Below are 20264 nucleotides of genomic sequence, written 5' to 3' on the forward strand. Positions count from 1 at the left end.
TTTGTCCAACAAAGATTAACCTCCCCATAAGTAATAAGCAAAAGATTAATTGTTCTCTCAAGGTCTGCTTAACCAAAATATATCGAAGAAAAGTTTGTCTCCTTATGATATTTCTGAAGTTAGAATAGATTCTATCATGGCTGAATAAAACCTTCATATGTAATTCTCCAAGGTTATACAAAAGGGAACTGTCCAATTACGGAAGTTCCCACTATTACACTAAAGCCCACTATAAAATAACAATGAACTGATTTACTCAATGTCATGGATGAGTTATTTTAATAAACACCAAAAAGATTCCTCGTTTATGAGGACCCTTTTTAACACTTATCGTATCTACATTTATATCTTATCCTATCCTGACTTCGCTCTCTATGCGAGTCGTGTGATAACAAGGTGTGCTGAAACAGGCTCTGTTCCTCCAGCAAGAGGAGTAATGGTTAGTGCAGTGGCGTTGTCAGCAGGATTTCGGACAGTGAGTATTGAATTGACACTGGTCGTAGTAACAAGAGCCATTCCAACTATCTGAGAAGTACCAGTTGCTCGCCCGACTACTGTATAAGCTTGTTCGTCGCCATTGATAGTCAAGACCAATTGCCCCGGTTCGGTGACACTTACTTGAAATAACACCTGATAAGTGCCAATTTCAGCCAAGTTAAAGGTATCAGCACTCGTACGGGCGATTAATCCCCCGGCACTGATTGGCCCATCTTGCGGAAAATCTACATCTCCACCGGCAGCTACCGTCGCAGCATTATCTCCCGGCATCAAAGCAAAAAAGTCTGCAAAAGCTAATACTCCTCCCGTCGGTCCAGCCGGCCCTTCGGGTCCTGTTGCTCCCGTTTCTCCTTGAGGGCCAGCAGGTCCTGTTGCTCCCGTCTCTCCTTGAGGGCCAGCAGGTCCTGTTGCTCCCGTCTCTCCTTGGGGGCCAGCAGGTCCTGTTGCTCCTGTCTCTCCTTGGGGGCCAGCAGGTCCCTGGGGTCCTGTGTCTCCTTCTGGTCCAGGGAGACCTCTAGGACCTCGTGGACCAGGGGGGCAGTCGCAGTCTGGATTCACACTTCTAGGTAGAGGAGGACAGCATCGATTGAGTGAATTTCTATTTCCCAATTTTTTCAACTCCTTTTCTTATATTTAAAGTATGATATTAATCAAGTTGTTGCATAGGCAGATAAGCAAAAGATAATGATTGATGAATTCCCCTAGACCTTAATACTTCAGAGCACCCTTAATATATTGATTTAAGCAGATTTGAATAAATTAATGGCCATAGTCTATAAGTAATCGAAGGATTGAACCGATTGAGACTCCAGAAAGAAGACGGGTTTCTCCATTTAACATACTTCCAAAACCTTAACTGTCTAAAAGTAAATTACAAATAAAAAATCCTGCAACTAATTCATTCAAAATACTCTTTAACAAAGCGGGAGAAATTAAAGTCGAGACTGCCATAATGGCAGCCTCTCTTTACGCTGATCCTGATTGAATTGCGGTTGGACCTCACAGGATTGCCACCTGCTTTCACTTAATTTTCGAATCCTTCTTTTCATGCTTTTTCTCATTTAGTTTGGTGATTGTTTTATTTCCTTGCGCCATCACTTTCACACCTTTCATCCATAGGGCGTCAAATGAGGGGATATTTATTGCCTGAAATGGAAAGAAAACCTCCCCACTTTTTGCAGGAAGGTTTTCTGGAATTAAATATACATATGTTTAGATTTCATTTCGTTAATCTTATTTTCAATTGAACGTTTTCGCATAATGGATCGATCAATCAATAATGCGTCCAAACGTTGAATCGAAATCACAAATATAAGGAAATTGATTCTCATTTTCCAATCCTCCTCTGTCCTGAGGCTAAGCCGTATCCTTCTCGTCATTCAACCAGTTCATAAAAGCAATTCTCAACATACCTACCATAATAATCTCCTCCTTAGTTTAGATATAACGGTTAAATGCAGACTTACGGTCAAGCCATTGATCTTGTGCTGTGAGTCGATAACCCGGCAACTCTTGAAACTTTTGACGTTTTTTTCTTATGACTGTAATCTTAAAAATTAAAAATTGAATTGTCATTATAAACCTCCCCTTTAGTATAATTTTATATCAAAAGGGTAATTTTACCCTAAGATAGCACAACAAAAAACCGCAGGTGATCTGCAGCTTTTTTTAGAGAAATTCCTCCCATAAAAAAAGCCACAGGAATACAATATGCATCACCTGCGGCTGTTATGATTACTTTTTTTGAAAATAGTCGTAGTTCTCAGATTTGTTTCTGACCGCAGGCCGATCTTATTGAGTTGATTGGATTTTGTACCATGTAGTTTTCCATTGGATTCGACCTCGCTTTCATAGAAATTTACTTACACTGGAAATTATATAGAATCTTTTTCCAAAAGTAAAGCCTTTATTCAAAAAAAGCTTGACAAACTTGTAAAACCCCTGAATATCAGTTACCCAGACAGCTTTTCTTTTTGTTCCAACACTTGTTCAATTCGCTGATCCAGAGCATGGAGAAGCTGGACCGCTTCACTTTTGTCCATTTTTTTATAATGGTGCATTCCCAAGGGCTGTTCATCTTTTTCATCCGCTCTTGTGACGACATCTTGTAAGGTAGTGCGTTTGTCATCAAGTCCAAATGGCAGGTAACTGTCGGTATGAAGCAGCACCGCTAGCGATACTTCTTTCGCGGCGAGGCGGTCTTCTCCCAAACGGACCAGGAGTTTATGGGCACGTTCTGCCCCTTTGATAGCATGAATATCATGTTTCCTGTATTCCTCATAATCCCATTTCCCATCACGATACCATTCATAATGTCCCATATCATGAAGGAGAGCCGATTTAGTTGCCAAATCAGGATCGACCCCTTCTTCCAACGCCATTTCAAAAGCATAGCCTGTCACGGTGACCGCGTGATTGATGCCGGATCGTTGTAAATATTTTTGGGTGACACGATGTTTGAATACATCGACAAGTGTCACTCTTTTCATACGATCACCTCCGATTTTTTAAGATAATACCACGTTCTCCCCGAGGGGACAAGGTTACCAAAAGTTTACCCTTATTCCTTTGAAAGGAAACGCTCCTCCCAGGGAAGGTTCTATGCATTTCATTGCAAACAAAGGAACTGCGCGTGGAATATCTCTATTCTATGAATATCAAGGTGATATAGTGATATATCGCGAGCAGCCATATAAAGGAAGTGGACAACGATTGAGGATTTCACATAAAAGAGACTTCTATTACCATCCATTCAAGAAAGTGATGAAGATAAACTGAAGAAGACCAGATGTTTAGTGGTTGTTGACCGGGGGTAGAGATATATTAACAAAACATTACGGAGGTGACGACAGTGAAGGAGCTGTCTTCTTACCAAGTACAATTACAAAAACCACTAAAAACAAATCAGATTATGAAATTGTATAAATCAGTAACGAAAAACAATTGCGACCTATACTTAAACCAAAAGCACTTGATTGCTGATGCCGGTCATCTTCCTAAACTGCTATCGTTCTTTCTTTTTATGGATATAGACACCCCATTCGTCATCATCATTGACGGGGAGCATGTCGATGAGGTCTATGATGAAATTGAAGCAGAATGGATGGACAGCATTGTAGAAAGCAGCTGCCGAAGAAAGTATTGTGATTCCATGGTCAACAGCGACACTTCTATATCCGTATAATTTCATTCGGAAATTACAGATTTGTTGGGTTCATACTTTTCGAAAAATAAGGATTCCTGCTATTATTGATAATCATTAGGAAACCCGCTCCTTTTATAAGGAAGCGGGTTTCTTTTGACTGTAAGTTTGATTATTTTTTTCATAGTTCATGCGGAACTGGACAAAACCGATAATGATGATCAGCGAAAAAGCAAGAAAGACATTACTGTAAACAGCTGTCGTTCCTTCAAAGCCGAACCAGTTGAATGGCTGACCAGGGTTGAAAATATCAAGCGATTTTCCGATAATCGCCCCGCTCAATGCACCCGAAACAAAATTCAAGAGATTGAACACGCCCATACCAACGCCCGTTTCATTCTTATGAAGAATGTTTGCCAAAATATCAGCTGAAGATGCCTGGACAAGCGGAAAGCTCATATATGCGACGATAATTGCGGCACTCACCACATATGGGTGGGCACCGACAAGGGTTGATAAAAGCAGAAATCCTACGGCAAGCAATGTAAGCGCAAGATAAAGAACGAAAGTGTTGCCTTTCGTATCCACTAATTTCCCACCTTTTTGTCCCATTAACGCTGCACTCAAAGCTCCAGGGAACAGTACGAGGCCAATCGTCATCGTACCCATTTCATAGGCATCACGGAACATGATCGGCAGCATGAACATCATTCCGAAAAGACAAACGATGCTGAGAAAGCTCGTAATGATTGTCGTACGGTACTTGATATTCTTGAATAGGTGCGCCGGTATGAATGGTTCCTCAATCGTCTTCATCCGCCAAATATTCAAAAGGAAAAATGCAACGGACACGATAAACAACCAGGAAACCCCAAGTGTAATCCCCAATAATAAAGAAGAAATGAATCCGGCAATCAAAGCGGCTCCGACAAAATCAATATACCCTTTCTTCACAGCTTCCTGTGGTAAATTCCTTCTTAGGAATGGCAATGTGACAATGATCAAAGCCGAAGTCAAAAATAAATAACGCCAATCTAAAAAACCAGCGATGAACCCGCCGGCAATCGGGCCGATACCTGAAGCGAAAGCCATAACCGATGAGACAATTCCGAGGACTCTCCCCCGTTCATTAGGGAAATATTTTATTGGTGCTAAAAATACGAGGGCAGGAATCATCGCCCCACCGACAGCCTGAATGACTCTCGCAAGTAATACCATTCCATAATTTTGCGCAAAAAATCCGAACAGTGAACCCAAGCAAAAAATAGTCAATCCAAATGTAATCAATGTCCTGTATGGATAATAATCAGCTAATTTCCCATAAGTAAGCGCCCCGACAGCATAAACCATGATGTACCCTGTCATGACCCAGCTCACCTCAGAGGGAAGCAGCTGATACGTTTTTGCTATATCTGGCACAGCGATATTGAACATCGTTCCATTCATTACGGACATCATCATGACCGCACAAAGAGAGATCAATAACCCTTTAGGATTCTTAACCGCTTGTTCTTTGTTCATGATCTCCCTCCTTTTATTTCGTTACACGAAATGAATCTTACAGTACTTCTCTCAATAAAGCAATGAAATGAAAGCATAAAGGAAAAATTTAAATACACCGAGAATTCAGATATAATGAAAGGAGAAACTTTATAAGGAGTGAGTGTTCATGTATGATGTAGCTATTATCGGAGCTGGGCCAGCGGGTGCAAGCGCAGGTCTATTCACAGCCAAAGCCGGAAAGAAAACGATTCTATTTGATAGCGGCAAAAGCATCACCGCTAAAGCATGGGTCGAAAACCATTACGGAGTAGACGCAATCGAAGGACCGAAACTTCTTGAAAATGGTCAAAAACAAGCAGAAAAGTTCGGGGCATCCATAGTTAAAGAAGAGGTTGCAACAATCAAAGAAAACGGTGCCCTTTATACGATTGAAACTCAGGAAGGCAGTTATGAAGCGGACCATATCATATTTGCTACAGGCATGTCCGTCAAAACAGCTGAGTCACTCGGCTTAGAAATCATCGAAGGCACCGAACCCCGTGTTGCCAAAACCATCAAAGTCGATGCTCACGGCCATGCGTCCTTACCAAAAGTCTGGGCAGCAGGGACAGTCGCTGGCGTCAGTGTACACACGATCATCACATCTGGAGATGGTGCCAATGTAGCCATCAATGTGATCAGTGAGCTGAACGGCTCAAGATATGTCGATCATGATGTCTTAGGAAAATGACGAAGATACTGTAAATCTTCCTCTGCGACTATCAGGATCCACAAAAATCCCCGCTCCATTAAGGAGAACGGGGATTTTCTCTGCCTTCCAGCCAATGATTAACTATTCGATTGTGGGTAATCTCCAACTTCTGCGCCTAGCCCCTCGAGGTCATAAGCAACTTTTTGCTGTGGCAAATAGCGCCACCTCAAAGATTCGCTTATGCTTGTCGGGACTGACCAAGGCGCATACGCTTTTGTTTTCACGATTTTTTATTTGGAGGATGGAAGCGCCCTACACCTAATTCTCTTCCCTCTTTGTAGATGGCTTTTATGAAGCTTATGACCATTAACAACATGATGATTGAAAAAGGCAACGCTGCGATAATCATCGTATTTTGCAATGCTTGCAGTCCACCTGTATAAAGAAGAGCTAAAGCAGTGGCGGAAAGCAGGACGCCCCACGTCAGTTTAATGGAGGTCCCAGGAGTTTCTGAACCTCCTGTCGTCATCATTCCTAACACGAATGTACCAGAGTCAGCTGAAGTGATGAAAAAAGTTGCAATCAACATCATTGCGACTATAGAAGCAATCCAGCCAAGCGGGATGTTTGAAAAGACGCCGAAAAGCGATTCTTCTGTCGCTAAAGATGAAATTGTATCCACTGCATGGTGTTCGAGGGAAATGGCTGTCCCGCCGAACGTTGAAAACCACAGAAAACCGATGACAGAAGGGACGATCAATACGGTAAAAACGAATTCACGAATGCTCCTCCCTCTTGAGACTCTGGCAATAAATACTCCCACGAACGGGGACCACGCGATCCACCAAGCCCAATAGAAAATGGTCCAATCATTGATCCATGCTCGTGTCTCCTGGTCTAAAGGTGCAATCCGAAAGCTCATGATCGGAAGGTTTTGCACATAGGAGCCAATTGAGTTTGTGAACAAATTCAGGATGAACATCGTCGGCCCCATGATGAATACGAGTAAAAATAACAAGCCGGCTAATACCATATTGGCATTACTGAGGATTTTAATCCCTTTACCTAACCCTGTCCACGCCGAAATCATAAAGAGTACCGTTACAACTGCTACGATAATGAACTGAACCAGGATTCCCGTCGGAATATCGAATAAATAAGACAAGCCCCCATTAATTTGTACAGCTCCGAAGCCAAGTGTCGTTGCCACCCCGATAACAGTAGCAATAACTGCCAATATGTCGATTACTTTCCCCACAGTTCCCTCCGCCGCTTTAGCCCCTATAATCGGTCGCAATGTCGCGCTGATCAAACCTGCGTGGCCGTGCCGAAAATTAAAATAAGCTAAAACCAATGCCACAATTCCATAAATCGCCCAGGCATGGATTCCCCAGTGAAAATAGGTGAAGCGCATCGCGTCTTTAATCGCCTGGTCTGTCCCGATTTCTCCCGTAGGTGAACTGATCGCGTAGTGGCTGATGGGTTCAGCCGTTCCCCAAAAAACAATCCCTATCCCCATCCCAGCACTGAAAAGCATCGCAATCCACGTCGGACGGGAAAATTCGGGCTCTTCCCCTTTTTTCCCAAGCTTAATTCTACCTAAAGGTGTTATCAAGAAGGTTAAACAAACTATCGTGAATAATGTAACGACTATCAAATAATACCAACCTAATTTTTGTGCAATGAAATCCTTCACATTCGTGGTCACACTTTCTAAGCCATCTGGCCAAACCACTCCAATAACGACGAGAACAAGCATGATTCCGGCAGAGATTTTAAAAACCATTGTGAAATTTTTCAACAGGGCGTTCCCCTTCCTATTCGAAGACTCACCTTTATTATCTTAGTAACCGCATTTCTTATTCTTTTGAAGGGAAACCCGTTTTGCTCCTTGGGATGTTGAAAAAGTTGCTTTCCTCCGTCATACCTGTCACACTTGTTAAGTTAACAATGCTAGAAAGTGCAGGTGAATAGATTATGATTGAAGTACGCACGTCTACACTTGAAAATGAAGAATTGAATAGAGGCATGTTCGCTACACGCGATATCGCCAAAAATGAACTTATTCATCAAGCGCCCGTGATACCTTATCCAAACAGCGAACATGTTCACATTGAAAAGACACGTTTAGCAGATTACGCGTTCGAATATGGAGAAAACCATACCGCGTTCGTATTAGGCTATGGCATGATGTTCAACCATTCTTACGAGCCAAATGCTAATTATGTCATCAACTTTGAACACCATACGTTTGATTTTTACGCTTTTACCGATATAAAAGCAGGCGAGGAAGTTTTCATCAACTATAACGGTTTCGTTGATGAACAGGAACTCCTTTGGTTCGACCAAGAAGATGAAAAAGAATGATCGAATTAAAAAACGCCCGGAGAATAATTCTCCGGGCGTTTTTGCTTGGTCATTCAAATGGCGGTCTTTCTAATCAGGACCTTTCTGTTGAATAAGGATCCATTGGATAGATTATCACGAGAAGATCCGACTTTATTCCTGCCCTGATTTTTCCAAACGAAGCTCCCAGGCACCAGCCTTCTTCAAATCTACCCAAATGACCGCTCCCTGCGGATGTTGATAAGGAACAGGTTCATCAAATATTATTGGATTTTCCATCACCCACGCATGCGTATTCTTATAAGGAAGTTCCAGGCAAAATGATGCTTTTGGCTCTGTTGGTAATCAAACAGACTTAACTTTTTACAGTCTACAATGTCGATCGTGCCAAACACCATGCCTGAACCACTTTTGATCAAGCCGACGCGTCCTCGTTTTTTCGTGTTCACCCCTCTGATTTCCCATCTCTTTTTCCCGGTTAATAACAAATCGATCCATGGTGATTTCACAAGCAAACCATTCATTCAAATGAGCTCCCTTTTATGTAAGTTGAACTACTACTTTAACATAGGGAGGAAATAAGAAGAATCCCTCACAGCATAAAACCGGGCATAAGAAATCATCCCGGTTTTAATCCTCACTTTAATTTCCATTCATCTCTTTAAAACAAGTATTCCTGCATCTTAAGAGACATTCTCCGGCATTTATAGTGACTTCATAAACTGTCCTGACCGTTCATTTTTTTGAATAATGCGTTTTACAAAAGGCTGGTTCAGGCGTTATCGTGGGCGGCGTTCCGCAACTTCAATAGAAATTTCAAAGATGTTCATTTCTGTTCATCTCCTTTGTTTTCTTGTTACTTAAAGTATAGTCCGCCACACGATTTTTCTTAACGGCCGGTGGAGTGATTTTCCATCCTTCTTCGGACCGAAAAAAGACGGAGGAGGAATCACCATCCCTTCTCCGTCTTCAGCCTCAAAATCACTCGAACCAGCCTTTACTCCTGAACCAGACGAACATACCGACAGCTACTGCAAGCATGATTCCCCAAACGACGAAATAACCATATTGGGTCTCGAGCTCCGGCATGTTGACAAAATTCATTCCATAAACACCAACGATGAATGTGAGCGGCATGAATATGACAGAAATGACAGTTAGAATCTGCATCGTCCGGTTCGTCTGATGGGAGTTGAGTGATAGGTAACTGTCCCTGATATCCTGAGTCATCTCTCTGTTCGATGCAATCATATCAGCGACTTTGATCAAGTGATCATGGATATCTGCGAAATATTCCCTTCGTTCAAACACACCATCTAAATGGTGGGTGTTCAGGATTCTGTATAGCAAATCCCTCATAGGATGAACCGTTTGCCTCAATGTCAGTAACTCACTCCTCCGGTCGAACAGTGCCTCCAGCAGGTTTTCCATCGAGAGTTTCTTCGTATTGTCTTCGATTTCATTAATATGGTCTTCAATGTTATATATGATCGGAAAATAGTTGTCGACCACTTTATCAAGGATTTGATGAAAGACGTAGTATTCATCAACGGTGGAAAAGTCTTTCGTCCGCTTCACGATGCCCTTCGCTTGCTCTAGAGCTTCGTTTTTTTCCTTATGATAAGTAACGATCGCACATTTCCCGAGAAAAATATCGACCTCTTCCCTTTCGAGATTTTTACGGTTGACCGAATGAATGACAAAAAAGGTGTGATCATCATAATAGTCGAGCTTCGGTCTCTGCAGGCCGTGCAAACAGTCCTCCACTGCCAGCGGGTGAAAATTGAAATGGGATTCGAGTAATTCGACTTCTCCCTCTGTCGGTGCCTCGAAATCCACCCAGTACCAGTCCCACTCCTCTTCAGAGAGTTGTTTCATGGAAAGAGCTTCTTGGAACCCTTTATCTTTTGAAAAAGCCATAATTTCTATCATCCAGTTCACCTGCCATTTATGTAGGTTCTTTCTTTTTTATTCCCAAATCATTGTTTTTCAAACAACCCCTCCTCGTTGTGATACGATAGAAGAAATTGCTGAACGGAGGAAAGCACTGATGCAGAAAACGACTAAACCCCTGCGCCTGAAGGGAAACCTTATTCTTCTCAGAAGCATTGAAGAGGAGGACATTCCGAGTTTATACCAATTGATTTATGGTGATGGTGACCCAGAATGGAAAAAATGGGACGCCCCTTATTATCCTCTCGAACCACATACGTTAGACAGTTACAGAAGTCATGAACGAGCAAGAAAAGATCGCCTCAGAGACAGCGAACCTGATTCGCGCTTGATAATCGAAGTCGACGGGAAGATCATCGGGACGGTTACTTATTATTGGGAGCACAAACCTTCTCTCTGGCTTGAAGTCGGCATCGGCATTTATGATCCGGATTATTGGAACGGGGGATATGGATCAGAAGCACTGACCCTTTGGATCGACCACCTTTTTCTAGTTCTCCCCCTTGCCCGTGTAGGGTTAACCACATGGTCAAGAAATGAACGGATGATGAGAGTGGGAGAAAAACTCGGCATGAAAATCGAAGGACGTATGAGGAAATGCCGCATTTATGAAGGTGAATACTATGATGCTATCCGGATGGGAGTTCTTCGTGAGGAATGGAGCAAGCGTTCATGAATCTCTACAAGATCTCCACTTCCTTCTTCATTCTGACAACCATTCTTTTTGCGTACCTATGGTATGATTCCGAAGGCCCCCAGCCTTTGGATGAATTTGCTGTTGCAGCAGTCACCTCATCGATCAAGGAATTACCCTACACCATGGAAGGTGTCCAACTCTCGTTTCAAAATTATCATGAAGAAGAGTCGACAGAAAAAGAACAATTTTACACAAGAACTTTATTAGCCAGAAGCTTACAAAATCTGAATGACAATCAAAGGTTGATTTCAGCAGCGGAACAATCGAAAGTTTTGGAGAAAGGCTGGTTCAGAGAGTACTCCGATGCCCTTTTCACAATGCGCTCGATCCTTACCACCCACTCGTTTGAAAATAAAAATTCTAAAGAAGTAAAAAGGATCAATCAAGAGCTTGAAACACTGCAATCTTCTATAGAAGAGACCGTAACCGAAGAGTCATTTTCCACTAAGAATAGAAAAGACTTACAGTCCATAACAGAAATGATTGAAAAATTTAATCAGACCTTCTCTTAAAAATTCCAAAAAGAGGCTGGATAAAAGAATTTTCCCACTAGAGGACCCGAACGAATCGTTCGGGTTCTCTTTTATGAAGCAACAAATGCCTACGCTCCATTTGATCCATTCTACTCTATTGTTCTTTTTTCCAGGGGGCCGTTACGTTTTGTCCCAACCTTTTCTTGATGGATGGATATATTACCGTTTCTCAGCTCAGCGTTGCAGGGAGTTTTGGCGCCGAAAAGTTTAATACGGGATTCTGAAACAAGTTTTGGAGTATGGAAATCCCCTGCGATGTATCTTCCTCTATGTCTATCGAAATAAGGTCGTTCTGCATAGGCTAGCATGTACTATTTACGTGTTTAGTACATCCTCATTTCCATCCGTGTCGTAATAGCCTAATACTGCATCCACATAGTATATATCCCCATAACACGCCTCAAACTCCTCCGCTTCTGGCCGGATACAACTATAATCACCTGTATGCTTCAGCTCTTCATACTTTTTTGCCGAAAACTCAATCGCTAACTCCTGGGTGTATTCTCCTCCATTGGCCATCACGTAATCGATGAAACCCGCGCCAAAGTTATACGATTGGAGAGCTAATTTCACATCCTGATCGGCCTTTTCCAATGTATGCGCAAAATAACCCACCCCTTGTTCAATTGAACGAGAAGGGTCATTGATGCATCCGACAAAACCACATAATGATTCAGATGCCTGCATAGGATCGTCACCTCTCCCACCGGATTCCTGCATCATTAAGGCCAGCAGAATACCAGTGTAGTCACCGATGCCTTCTTCTTCCGCATACTTTTCCACTTCATCCTCATATTGCAGTACTTGCTGCGAAAGGTTTCGCTCACGATCATTTGTAATGCTACTCGTCATCCCCTCTCCCAAATTGCTATCGGAAAGTAAATGGAGAACGCCGACGATAAGTAGAATAGGAAGAACGATCTTGATAAGGGCCTTGGTCCCAGCTTTTTTTAATTTAGTTTTGGTCTTTTTTCCAGACATGGGTCTTCCCCTTTACTATGAATAAAAAAATGCATTTCAATTATGGATATCACTAGTTTAATAGATTCTGTCGAAATGGCGCGAGATAACTTAATAGTAACTGAAATGAGGGGAAGAACAAAATGATTTGCTGAAATTCCAACCGAAAAAGGGAACCTCCCCGGCTTACTATTCGGGGGATGGATTGGATTTGGAATAGTTGTGTTCAAAAGCCGTCAACATTAAATAAGCGGGTAGCGGGGTAGTTGGGAAGGACTGAAACAGCTGTGAACCGTAAGCAACTTGAGACATTAATAGTAATCATTCCTGCTTCTATTCTTTAAGCTTACCAGGAAAAAATAGAACGGGGCTGGGACAAAACACTAACTGCCACAGGAAAAGACGAACAATAGGGTGGAATGGATCAAATGGAGCGAAGTATGTTGCCGGAGCGGCGTATGCATTTATGGCTTCATAAAGAAAACCCGAACGAATTAGATTCGTTCGGGTTTTCTAGCGGTAAAATTCTTTTGTCCCAGCCTCGTTCTATTTTCCCCACCATTTCAGTTTTAAGTAGTAATGAGGTTTTTTACGCAAAGTGACTGTTCAACGGAGGAACAATTTGTTTCTTACGCGAAACTACTCCGGCAAGAACCGCCTGGTTATCGTCTAAATCAATATTAAATGCTTCTGCAACAGCTGCAGACTGTTCACCGACAGCTACCACTGTGGAGTCGCTTTCCAATATATCTGTAACAACAAGCAAGAAGAGATCCAATTCTTTCTCTCCGACGACTTTGTTCATCGCTTGTTCCAGCTCACCTTTACGGGAAAGGACATCATTCGTGTCCACTGTATTGACCTGGGCGATTTCAACTTTCTGATCACCCATCGAAAATTCTTTTGCATCAAGAGAAATCAGTTGCTCTGCTGTTTTATCACTGATGTCTGCCCCAGCTTTCAACATTTGCAAGCCATAATCTTGAGCATCTACCCCGGCGATGGATGCCAGTTCTTCAGCTGCTTTACGATCCTCATCCGTGCATGTCGGCGATTTGAACAATAAAGAGTCGGAAATAATGGCAGAAAGCATCAAACCAGCCATCGGCTTGGATATTTCCTGTCCTTTTTCCTTATAAAGCTTACACAAGATTGTCGCTGTACAACCCACTGGCTCTGCACGATAATAAAGGGGACTTTTAGTTTCGAAATTCGCAATACGGTGGTGATCGATTACCTCAAGCACTTGTACTTCATCGATATCATCCACACTTTGTTGCCGCTCATTGTGATCGACTAATATGACCTGTTCCACTTCTGTTGCTACGCGCTCGACTAAACGAGGAGCATCAACATTGAACTGATCCAGTGCAAATTGTGTTTCCCCACTTACTTCACCAAGGCGTACGGGCTCTACATCTTCACCGATCGCTTTCTTCAAATCTGCATAAACAAGGGCAGAACAAATCGTATCTGTATCCGGGTTTTTATGACCGAAAATCAATGTTTTACTCACGAAAATCTTCCTTTCTTATAGAGGGTATGTATTAAAGCGTGTCCGTTTTGATTATAAAATAGAATAGCTCTTGAGTCCATCGCAAGACAATAAAACCCTCTAAAATACTAGGAATTATTTTTTGTAAAAACTTATGATCAGTCCATAGCCGAGCACCACCTGCAAAACCGGAGCGACCGCTATGTTTGTAACCAGAAACATAGGGAGAAATGTATTAATAGGTAGAAAGAATGGAACCAATAACAGATACAGGGCTGGAAGAATCATTAGTATCCAGACGCTTTTTCTCAATCGGACTTTCCCTTCCCCTCTCAAGAAATGGAAAAATTGTTGCAGCGCCAGCACCATTCCTACAGGGACATAAGCCAGTTGCCCAAAAACAAAATAAGGATAAGGGCTGAAAGTTGCAACCGCATGCTCTTGAAACTTCACATTAACATAAGAGATGACCAGCAAATAAAGAAAAATACTTACTGACTGTATGAAAACCAAACGTTGCCTAAACATTTCCCTCTCCTTTCCTGTACATACCATATCCTATGTAAGCAGGAACTTTTTTTGCGACGTTCCACAAATCCCTAGAATCTTATCGTTAATTTTGGTGAGACGTTACATACCACAAACCACATAGGCAGCATCATTTATGGAATTGCATACTACGACAGGATTTTACATAGTTCCTGTGAAAAATAGGTTTATCCGAAAAAAATAAGGGAATCTAATAAAAAGGTATTTGAGATTTCGCTACATTATGTGTTAGAATTCCTAACATAAGAAAAAGTGAGCTCCATATCCTGAATCCATTCGGATACAAAACTCACAAATAATATTTAAAGAGAGGGTAATGTATGACTTACACAAAAGAACAGATCAAGCAGGAAGTAAAAGAGAACAACGTAGAATTCCTTTTATTGGAGTTCACAGATATGCTAGGGGATACAAAAAATGTCGAATTGCCGGTTGAAGAATTGGAAATGGTTTTGAATGAAGAAGCGATGTTCGACAGTTCTTCTATTTCCGGTTTCTCCGATATCCAAGAAAGTGATATGTATCTGGTACCAGATTTGGATACATTCTTGCTTCTTCCTTCATTGGTCGATGAAGATCGCAGCGCGCGCTTCATTTGTGATATCTACAAGCCAGATGGCACTCCATTCGAAGGAGACCCTCGTTACATCCTGAAACGTGCTATGAAAGAAGCGGAAGATATGGGCTATACAGTAAATGTCGGTCCAGAACCAGAATTCTTCCTATTCAAATTGGACAAAGACGGCTACCCGATCCGCCAAATGAATGACCGCGGTGGTTACTTCGATGCTTCACCGAAAGATAAAGGGGATAAAGTCCGTCGTGACATCGTCCGTACACTGAAGAAATTCGGTTTTGAAATGGAAGCTTCCCACCACGAAGTTGCTATGGGGCAGCACGAAATCAACTTCCGCTTTGATAACATGTTGAAAACAGCTGACAATATTCAAACATTCAAAAATGTTGTTAAAGATATCGCGACGAATCATGAATATCACGCTACTTTCATGCCGAAACCGATTTCCGGCGAGAACGGTTCAGGCATGCACTGCCACCTTTCTTTATTCCAGAATGGCGATAGCGCCTTCTACGATGAAGATGCAGAAGATGGCGTATCTAAGACAATGAAACAATTTATTGCAGGAATTCTGCATCACGCACGTGGTATCGCTGCTATTACGAACCCGAACGTAAACTCTTATAAGCGTCTTGTACCTGGGTATGAAGCACCTGTCAGCATCGCCTGGTCCCACTCTAACCGTAGTTGCATGATGCGTGTACCGACAACCCGCGGGAAAGGGACTCGTTTCGAAGTCCGTAATCCGGATCCTACTGCAAACCCTTATTTGACACTTTCAGTATTGATCCAGGCTGGTCTTGAAGGAATCCGTAAAGAAATGGATGCTGGTGAAGCAGAAGCACGTAACCTTTACGAAGTGGATGACGATAGTGTACCGACACTGCCGACAAACTTAAAAGAAGCACTATCATCTCTGAAGAAAGACGAACTGCTCCTTAATGCACTTGGTGATCACACATCCCAAGCGTACATCCAGGACAAAGAAGCTGAATGGACAGAGTATTCCCTACAAGTCAGCAAATGGGAAATCGACAAGTATATGAACAAGTAAGGTGAAAGACCTTACTCCATAAAAAAGCAGCGTTTTCCTATATGGAAAACGCTGCTTTTTACGTGAGATATTTTATGGTGATATCCTAAATCACTATTCCCGTCCTGTTTCTAAAGGAGCGCTCGCAACTCATTAGTCATTTCATGAACCAGTTCAGGTCTGCCATGAAATTGTGCAGGTGTGTTTTGAAATAGTTCAATCTTCCATTCATCATCCTGTTCAACCATAACGAGAGTATGATGTGTGTTCATTTCAGATTTGATATCCTCTTCCTCCGGCGGAATCATCCCAGCGATCGCCCTTAAGATAACTGTCTCTTCAGTAAGAAAGCGGATATCTTTCACTTTACTTATGAACGGAGCCGTTGGGTGGTCCTTGAAAATGGGATGTAAATGAGAAAAAATTTCCTCCCGGCCGATAGACTGACTTCCGTCAAATCCGATACTTTCCCCATTTTCCGTAAAAAGTTCGGCCATTTTTTCAGCATCGCGGTTGTTCCAAGCTGCTATCAGATCATTATATACCTCTTCTACAGCTTTTTCTTTTTTAGTCTGCATATGATTCACTCCTACACATTAATTTTATTCTCGCCTATCAATTTACCATTGAAACTCTTTCACAAACTGACTCGGTGTTGCGCCATACATCTTCTTAAAGGAACGGTTGAATGTACTGATCGATTGAAAACCTACCTTGAATGCCACTTCCGTAATTTCCATGTCTTTACCCTTCAGAAGACAAGCCGCCTTTCTTAAGCGGACATGATGCAGGAACTCCCTAGGGGTCATCCCCACCGCATTAGTAAAAGAGCGATGAAGATGATATTTACTTATGTTTAGATGGGCAGCTAAATGATCTAAAGTCACATCATCTTGATACCTTTCCAGAATATAGTCCTTGATTGCTTTTATAGATGATTCCGAACTAAATGGCCGCTTTTTTCCACTTTTCTCCCAATGCTCTGAATGCGAACCTCTCATTTGATCTAATAAGACAGAAGCCAGCTCTCCCTCTCTAGCTAAGGCCGCTTCCATTCCTTCATCCGAAGCGATTTGAAACAGGGATATCGCTTTATTTAAAAGCAGCTGTGAATTGGACTGGACAGGTGAAAAATCAATAGAATCGAGCTCAAATCCTGTATAGGTCCTATAGGCTTCTGAAATGATTTCTTCATTGAAGCTGATCAACATGACCTTCTTCCGGGCATGCGCAGCTTCATGCTGGTGGCTGTCACCAGGTGGGACTAGCAAAGACTCCTCAAACTCCAGTTTCCGCTTTTTTGAATTATGATAGGTCATTAAATCACCAGATAAGGGGACGCTGATCTGAAAGTAATCATGCGTATGTGATTCATCAGCTTCCCCTTCTTGCAGATCGAACATTAAAACCCCGGCCCCTTCCATTTCCAGACGCATTTCCATGAGGTTTCCCCCTTTCGCAAGATTCGCCTTCAATTGAGCAAGATTTGAAAAGTATTTAACCCCAGACCTCAGCTAAACTGTTTCTATCCCTTTACAGATTCGGAGATGAAGAAACCTATGAAATCATACCTGCGCCAAATCCCACAGCCCGTTTGGATCCAGACGATCGGTCATGCGTTGACTTCGTTTATTTCCATCATTCTTTTACCTTTTTTAACGCTTTATATGTATAATCATTTTGGCGAAAACATCATGCTTACAACATTAGTGATTGGTGTACAACCTTTCACAGAAATCATCTTCACATTTTTATTTGGCGGATGGATCGATCGTTTCGGGCGAAGACCAGTGATGCTTAGCTCTTTATTATTTCAATTCATCGCTCTCACAGGCCTTGCATTTGCTGATCACCTATGGTTGTTTGTCTTTTTTATTTTTTTGAATGGTGTCGGGCGTTTCGTTTATACACCTGCAGCACGAGCGCAAATATCAGATATTGTCCCCGAAAAGAATCAGGCCGAGACATTCGCTCTATTGAACACTGCCTCAAGCATCGGTGCACTTGGTGGCCCGGTCACAGGGGCTTTACTTTTTCAATACGATCAAAAAATCCTTTTTTTGTCGATGGGGCTCCTGGTTTTGATGTACTTCCTTATAGGACTGAAGTACATTCCTGAAACGTACCCAAGCACCCCCGTGTCCTCTACTTGCTATAAACTGGATCGGCGGGACTATAAAATGATCGGATGGCTTGTCATTGGAATGCTGCCGCTCAGCTTCTTCCACGCACAAATGGAAACAAACTGGCCCGTGTTTCTGAAAGAAAATCTAGTCCACTATTTATTCATATTTTCGCTGCTTGAAACTATAGGTACCGTTGTTTTCATTCTGTTTGAAGTCGTTTTAGTCCAACGCACCCGTCACTTTTCACAAATACGGGTCATCCAAACCGGTTACCTTTTGTATGGGGCAGCATCACTTGGGTTTGGATTTTCTGACCATTTGTCTGGGTTTATTGTATCACAGCTCATCTTTTGTATGGGGGCTATTCTTACACTCAACCATATGCAGACGATCATCAGCACCCTTGCCCCTTCTGCCCACAAAGGAAGATACTTCGCGCTTTTCGGGTTGCACTGGGATATCTCTCGCACAGGAGGACCATTTTTAGGCAGTATCGTATTATCTGCATTCGGCGGCGAGACTTTATTTTTTATCACTTTCGCCCTAATCATATCTGGGGGACTGATGCAAAAGCGATTGCTCAAGAGTTTGCTACAAACAGAATCGCATCCTTTCAAATCTGTATTATGATACGGGTTGAGCAAAAATAAAATCGACCCCGACCTACTTAAATCGAGGCTGCTGAAAAAACCTCTTCAATCTAGAGGAGCAGTTAACGTTTGTTGTTGCTTCTCACGAATCGCTTGTCAGTGGATGCTTGCCGCGGGCACGCTCATCGTGGAATCAACGAGGTCCATCTAAAAAGAGTGATTTTCTTTGATTTATAAAAGAACATCACCCTGAGTGTAGAAGGGCCGGCGGTGATCTTCACCGTCAATACCAAACGAATACTAAAGCTCGTGGAAAATGTCTCGTCATAATAAAGAAGCCGAGTTGAACGGTAAAACCGTCCTACTCGGCTTATTTCTTTGATGGATAACTCAGAAAGTTGCAGTTCTTCAGTAGCCTCCTTAAATCTCGTGAGGCCATTTGTTCAATATCCACCTATTTTCCACCTGCTCACTAACTCACCATCCTCTCCCCTCATACCGAGCTGACCACAAGGACTGTGCCCAATAGAATGATCAAACCAAAAACGTAGCGTTCAAACTTATGGCTAGGGATGCGACGATGGATAAAAAAACCGAGCAGAGTTGCTATGATGATAGCAGGCAGTGAAAGGCCGAATAATAGAAATAAATCCTTTGTCCATAGACCTCCAATGGCCTGGCCGCTCACAACAAGAAGACCGGAAATCAAGAAATGGGCTTGAAGCATGCCACGGAAGCGAGCAGGCTCCCATCGACGCATGGTTCCATATACTACCACTGGCACTCCATTGAAGTTATAAGCGCTCCCCAGCATTCCGGCAGCGAAGCCAAAGGGGATCGCCCAAAAAGGTTCATTCAACAACTGACGCTGGTTTTTTTCAGTAAGCATCGGCTTGGCTATGGAATAACAGCCATAGACGATAAGAAACAGCCCAAGTCCTATAGAGATGAACAGCCCGGAGGCGAACTTAACTAAGAGAAGCCCTGCAGGGATGCCAATAAGTGTCATAATAGCTAATCGGATAAGGATAGCTCGATCGACGTACTGCCAGCTTGTTGAAATAGTAAAAACAGCTACCGTTAATCCTGCCAAACCGATTAGCGAAATAGCCGTATGTAGTTCAATCGGAAGTAAAGCGAGTAATGGCATGCTGATGACAGCTTCCCCAAACCCGAACGTAGCCCGCATCAGTGCTCCGACAAACACTGCAGCAATTACTAGGATAATAAGTGTTGTAGTCATATAATCTGAACAGCTCCAAATAATCAGTATCGTTCTCGTTCTAAAAAATCCATACCGAAGTCTGAGACCCACATAGGGTTGGTTGTTCTTTCAAATTCTCTGACCACTTCTAACTTCGAATGATTTCTATAAATTTTTATAGACCTTCCTTTTTCATTGTACCCCAAAAAAATGACACTTCCGTTCCAAACGCTTGTATCTTCTTATGTTTTTAAAATCCTGGATTATTGGTATTTCGTATACCCCTCACTAGTTTTCACTCAAAAACTATGCCACTTTCAAACACTGAAGACAGTTTTCACCTGCAAAGAAAGTCGTTTAACTTCAA

Annotated in this window: 22 protein-coding genes; 7 read left to right on the plus strand and 15 right to left on the minus strand. The window is 42.4% G+C overall.

The window, feature by feature from the left end:
• Positions 1-372: 372 nt before the first annotated feature.
• The 4 genes from ACTWPX_RS16300 to ACTWPX_RS16315 form a co-directional block, all read right to left on the minus strand.
• Positions 373-1107 (minus strand): collagen-like protein, encoded by a 735-nt coding sequence (locus ACTWPX_RS16300; RefSeq protein ID WP_443120641.1) that lies wholly within the window; start codon positions 1105-1107, stop codon positions 373-375.
• Between the two features lie 587 nt (positions 1108-1694).
• Positions 1695-1829 carry a hypothetical protein gene (locus tag ACTWPX_RS16305; protein WP_443120642.1) on the minus strand — a complete coding sequence of 45 codons (135 nt, stop codon included), beginning with the start codon at positions 1827-1829 and terminating at the stop codon, positions 1695-1697.
• A gap of 106 nt (positions 1830-1935) precedes the next feature.
• A complete protein-coding gene (locus tag ACTWPX_RS16310) occupies positions 1936-2073 on the minus strand; it encodes a hypothetical protein (RefSeq protein WP_164908458.1) in 138 nt (45 codons plus the stop codon).
• A gap of 377 nt (positions 2074-2450) precedes the next feature.
• Positions 2451-2987 (minus strand): HD domain-containing protein, encoded by a 537-nt coding sequence (locus ACTWPX_RS16315; RefSeq protein ID WP_443120643.1) that lies wholly within the window; start codon positions 2985-2987, stop codon positions 2451-2453.
• A gap of 362 nt (positions 2988-3349) precedes the next feature.
• On the opposite strand from ACTWPX_RS16315, the gene ACTWPX_RS16320 reads away from it, so the two are divergent.
• A complete protein-coding gene (locus tag ACTWPX_RS16320) occupies positions 3350-3682 on the plus strand; it encodes a hypothetical protein (RefSeq protein ID WP_443120644.1) in 333 nt (110 codons plus the stop codon).
• Between the two features lie 93 nt (positions 3683-3775).
• Here the strand turns inward: ACTWPX_RS16320 and ACTWPX_RS16325 are convergent, their stop codons facing one another.
• Positions 3776-5161 (minus strand): MFS transporter, encoded by a 1386-nt coding sequence (locus ACTWPX_RS16325; RefSeq protein ID WP_281975140.1) that lies wholly within the window; start codon positions 5159-5161, stop codon positions 3776-3778.
• A gap of 148 nt (positions 5162-5309) precedes the next feature.
• On the opposite strand from ACTWPX_RS16325, the gene ACTWPX_RS16330 reads away from it, so the two are divergent.
• Complete coding sequence (locus tag ACTWPX_RS16330; RefSeq protein ID WP_443120645.1) at positions 5310-5873, plus strand: FAD-dependent oxidoreductase; 564 nt, start codon at positions 5310-5312, stop codon at positions 5871-5873.
• 241 nt (positions 5874-6114) lie between these two features.
• Here the strand turns inward: ACTWPX_RS16330 and ACTWPX_RS16335 are convergent, their stop codons facing one another.
• Complete coding sequence (locus tag ACTWPX_RS16335; RefSeq protein ID WP_443120646.1) at positions 6115-7635, minus strand: glycine betaine uptake BCCT transporter; 1521 nt, start codon at positions 7633-7635, stop codon at positions 6115-6117.
• A 176-nt stretch (positions 7636-7811) separates the two neighbouring features.
• On the opposite strand from ACTWPX_RS16335, the gene ACTWPX_RS16340 reads away from it, so the two are divergent.
• A complete protein-coding gene (locus ACTWPX_RS16340) occupies positions 7812-8201 on the plus strand; it encodes an SET domain-containing protein (protein WP_443120647.1) in 390 nt (129 codons plus the stop codon).
• Positions 8202-8333: 132 nt separating this feature from the next.
• Here the strand turns inward: ACTWPX_RS16340 and ACTWPX_RS16345 are convergent, their stop codons facing one another.
• From ACTWPX_RS16345 to corA, 3 genes are all read right to left on the minus strand, one after another.
• Positions 8334-8459, minus strand: coding sequence for a hypothetical protein (locus ACTWPX_RS16345; RefSeq protein ID WP_443120648.1), 126 nt, complete (start codon positions 8457-8459; stop codon positions 8334-8336).
• Positions 8459-8704, minus strand: coding sequence for an ASCH domain-containing protein (locus ACTWPX_RS16350; protein ID WP_443120649.1), 246 nt, complete (start codon positions 8702-8704; stop codon positions 8459-8461). The genes ACTWPX_RS16345 and ACTWPX_RS16350 overlap by 1 nt, the downstream gene beginning before the upstream one ends.
• 457 nt (positions 8705-9161) lie before the next feature.
• Complete coding sequence (corA, locus tag ACTWPX_RS16355) at positions 9162-10112, minus strand: magnesium/cobalt transporter CorA (RefSeq protein WP_443120650.1); 951 nt, start codon at positions 10110-10112, stop codon at positions 9162-9164.
• Between the two features lie 118 nt (positions 10113-10230).
• Here corA and ACTWPX_RS16360 point away from each other — a divergent pair, with 118 nt between their 5' ends.
• Entirely contained in the window at positions 10231-10809 is a 579-nt protein-coding gene (locus tag ACTWPX_RS16360) for a GNAT family N-acetyltransferase (protein ID WP_443120651.1), read from the plus strand.
• Entirely contained in the window at positions 10806-11342 is a 537-nt protein-coding gene (locus ACTWPX_RS16365) for a hypothetical protein (protein ID WP_443120652.1), read from the plus strand. Before ACTWPX_RS16360 ends, ACTWPX_RS16365 begins: the two co-directional genes overlap by 4 nt.
• A gap of 336 nt (positions 11343-11678) precedes the next feature.
• Here the strand turns inward: ACTWPX_RS16365 and ACTWPX_RS16370 are convergent, their stop codons facing one another.
• The 3 genes from ACTWPX_RS16370 to ACTWPX_RS16380 all read right to left on the minus strand — a co-directional run bounded on the left by ACTWPX_RS16370 (position 11679) and on the right by ACTWPX_RS16380 (position 14346).
• Positions 11679-12344, minus strand: coding sequence for a lysozyme family protein (locus ACTWPX_RS16370; RefSeq protein ID WP_443120653.1), 666 nt, complete (start codon positions 12342-12344; stop codon positions 11679-11681).
• A gap of 568 nt (positions 12345-12912) precedes the next feature.
• Positions 12913-13839, minus strand: coding sequence for a manganese-dependent inorganic pyrophosphatase (locus tag ACTWPX_RS16375; RefSeq protein ID WP_443120654.1), 927 nt, complete (start codon positions 13837-13839; stop codon positions 12913-12915).
• Positions 13840-13953: 114 nt separating this feature from the next.
• On the minus strand, positions 13954-14346 hold the full coding sequence (locus tag ACTWPX_RS16380) for a hypothetical protein (RefSeq protein ID WP_443120655.1): 393 nt from the start codon (positions 14344-14346) through the stop codon (positions 13954-13956).
• Positions 14347-14687: 341 nt separating this feature from the next.
• Here ACTWPX_RS16380 and ACTWPX_RS16385 point away from each other — a divergent pair, with 341 nt between their 5' ends.
• Positions 14688-15998 carry a glutamine synthetase family protein gene (locus ACTWPX_RS16385; RefSeq protein WP_443120656.1) on the plus strand — a complete coding sequence of 437 codons (1311 nt, stop codon included), beginning with the start codon at positions 14688-14690 and terminating at the stop codon, positions 15996-15998.
• A gap of 110 nt (positions 15999-16108) precedes the next feature.
• Here ACTWPX_RS16385 and ACTWPX_RS16390 read toward each other — a convergent pair whose 3' ends face one another.
• Both ACTWPX_RS16390 and ACTWPX_RS16395 read right to left on the minus strand, forming a co-directional pair.
• Positions 16109-16555 carry an SgcJ/EcaC family oxidoreductase gene (locus ACTWPX_RS16390; protein ID WP_443120657.1) on the minus strand — a complete coding sequence of 149 codons (447 nt, stop codon included), beginning with the start codon at positions 16553-16555 and terminating at the stop codon, positions 16109-16111.
• Positions 16556-16597: 42 nt separating this feature from the next.
• The gene (locus tag ACTWPX_RS16395; RefSeq protein WP_443120658.1) at positions 16598-17419 is read right to left on the minus strand and encodes a helix-turn-helix domain-containing protein; all 822 of its coding nucleotides are present in this window, start codon (positions 17417-17419) and stop codon (positions 16598-16600) included.
• 117 nt (positions 17420-17536) lie between these two features.
• Here ACTWPX_RS16395 and ACTWPX_RS16400 point away from each other — a divergent pair, with 117 nt between their 5' ends.
• The gene (locus tag ACTWPX_RS16400) at positions 17537-18733 is read left to right on the plus strand and encodes an MFS transporter (protein ID WP_443120659.1); all 1197 of its coding nucleotides are present in this window, start codon (positions 17537-17539) and stop codon (positions 18731-18733) included.
• A gap of 453 nt (positions 18734-19186) precedes the next feature.
• Here the strand turns inward: ACTWPX_RS16400 and ACTWPX_RS16405 are convergent, their stop codons facing one another.
• Entirely contained in the window at positions 19187-19936 is a 750-nt protein-coding gene (locus ACTWPX_RS16405) for a sulfite exporter TauE/SafE family protein (protein ID WP_443120660.1), read from the minus strand.
• Positions 19937-20264: the final 328 nt, after the last annotated feature.

The organism is Halobacillus sp. H74 (genome assembly GCF_052246715.1).
GTDB classification, from domain to species: domain Bacteria; phylum Bacillota; class Bacilli; order Bacillales; family Halobacillaceae; genus Halobacillus; species Halobacillus litoralis_A.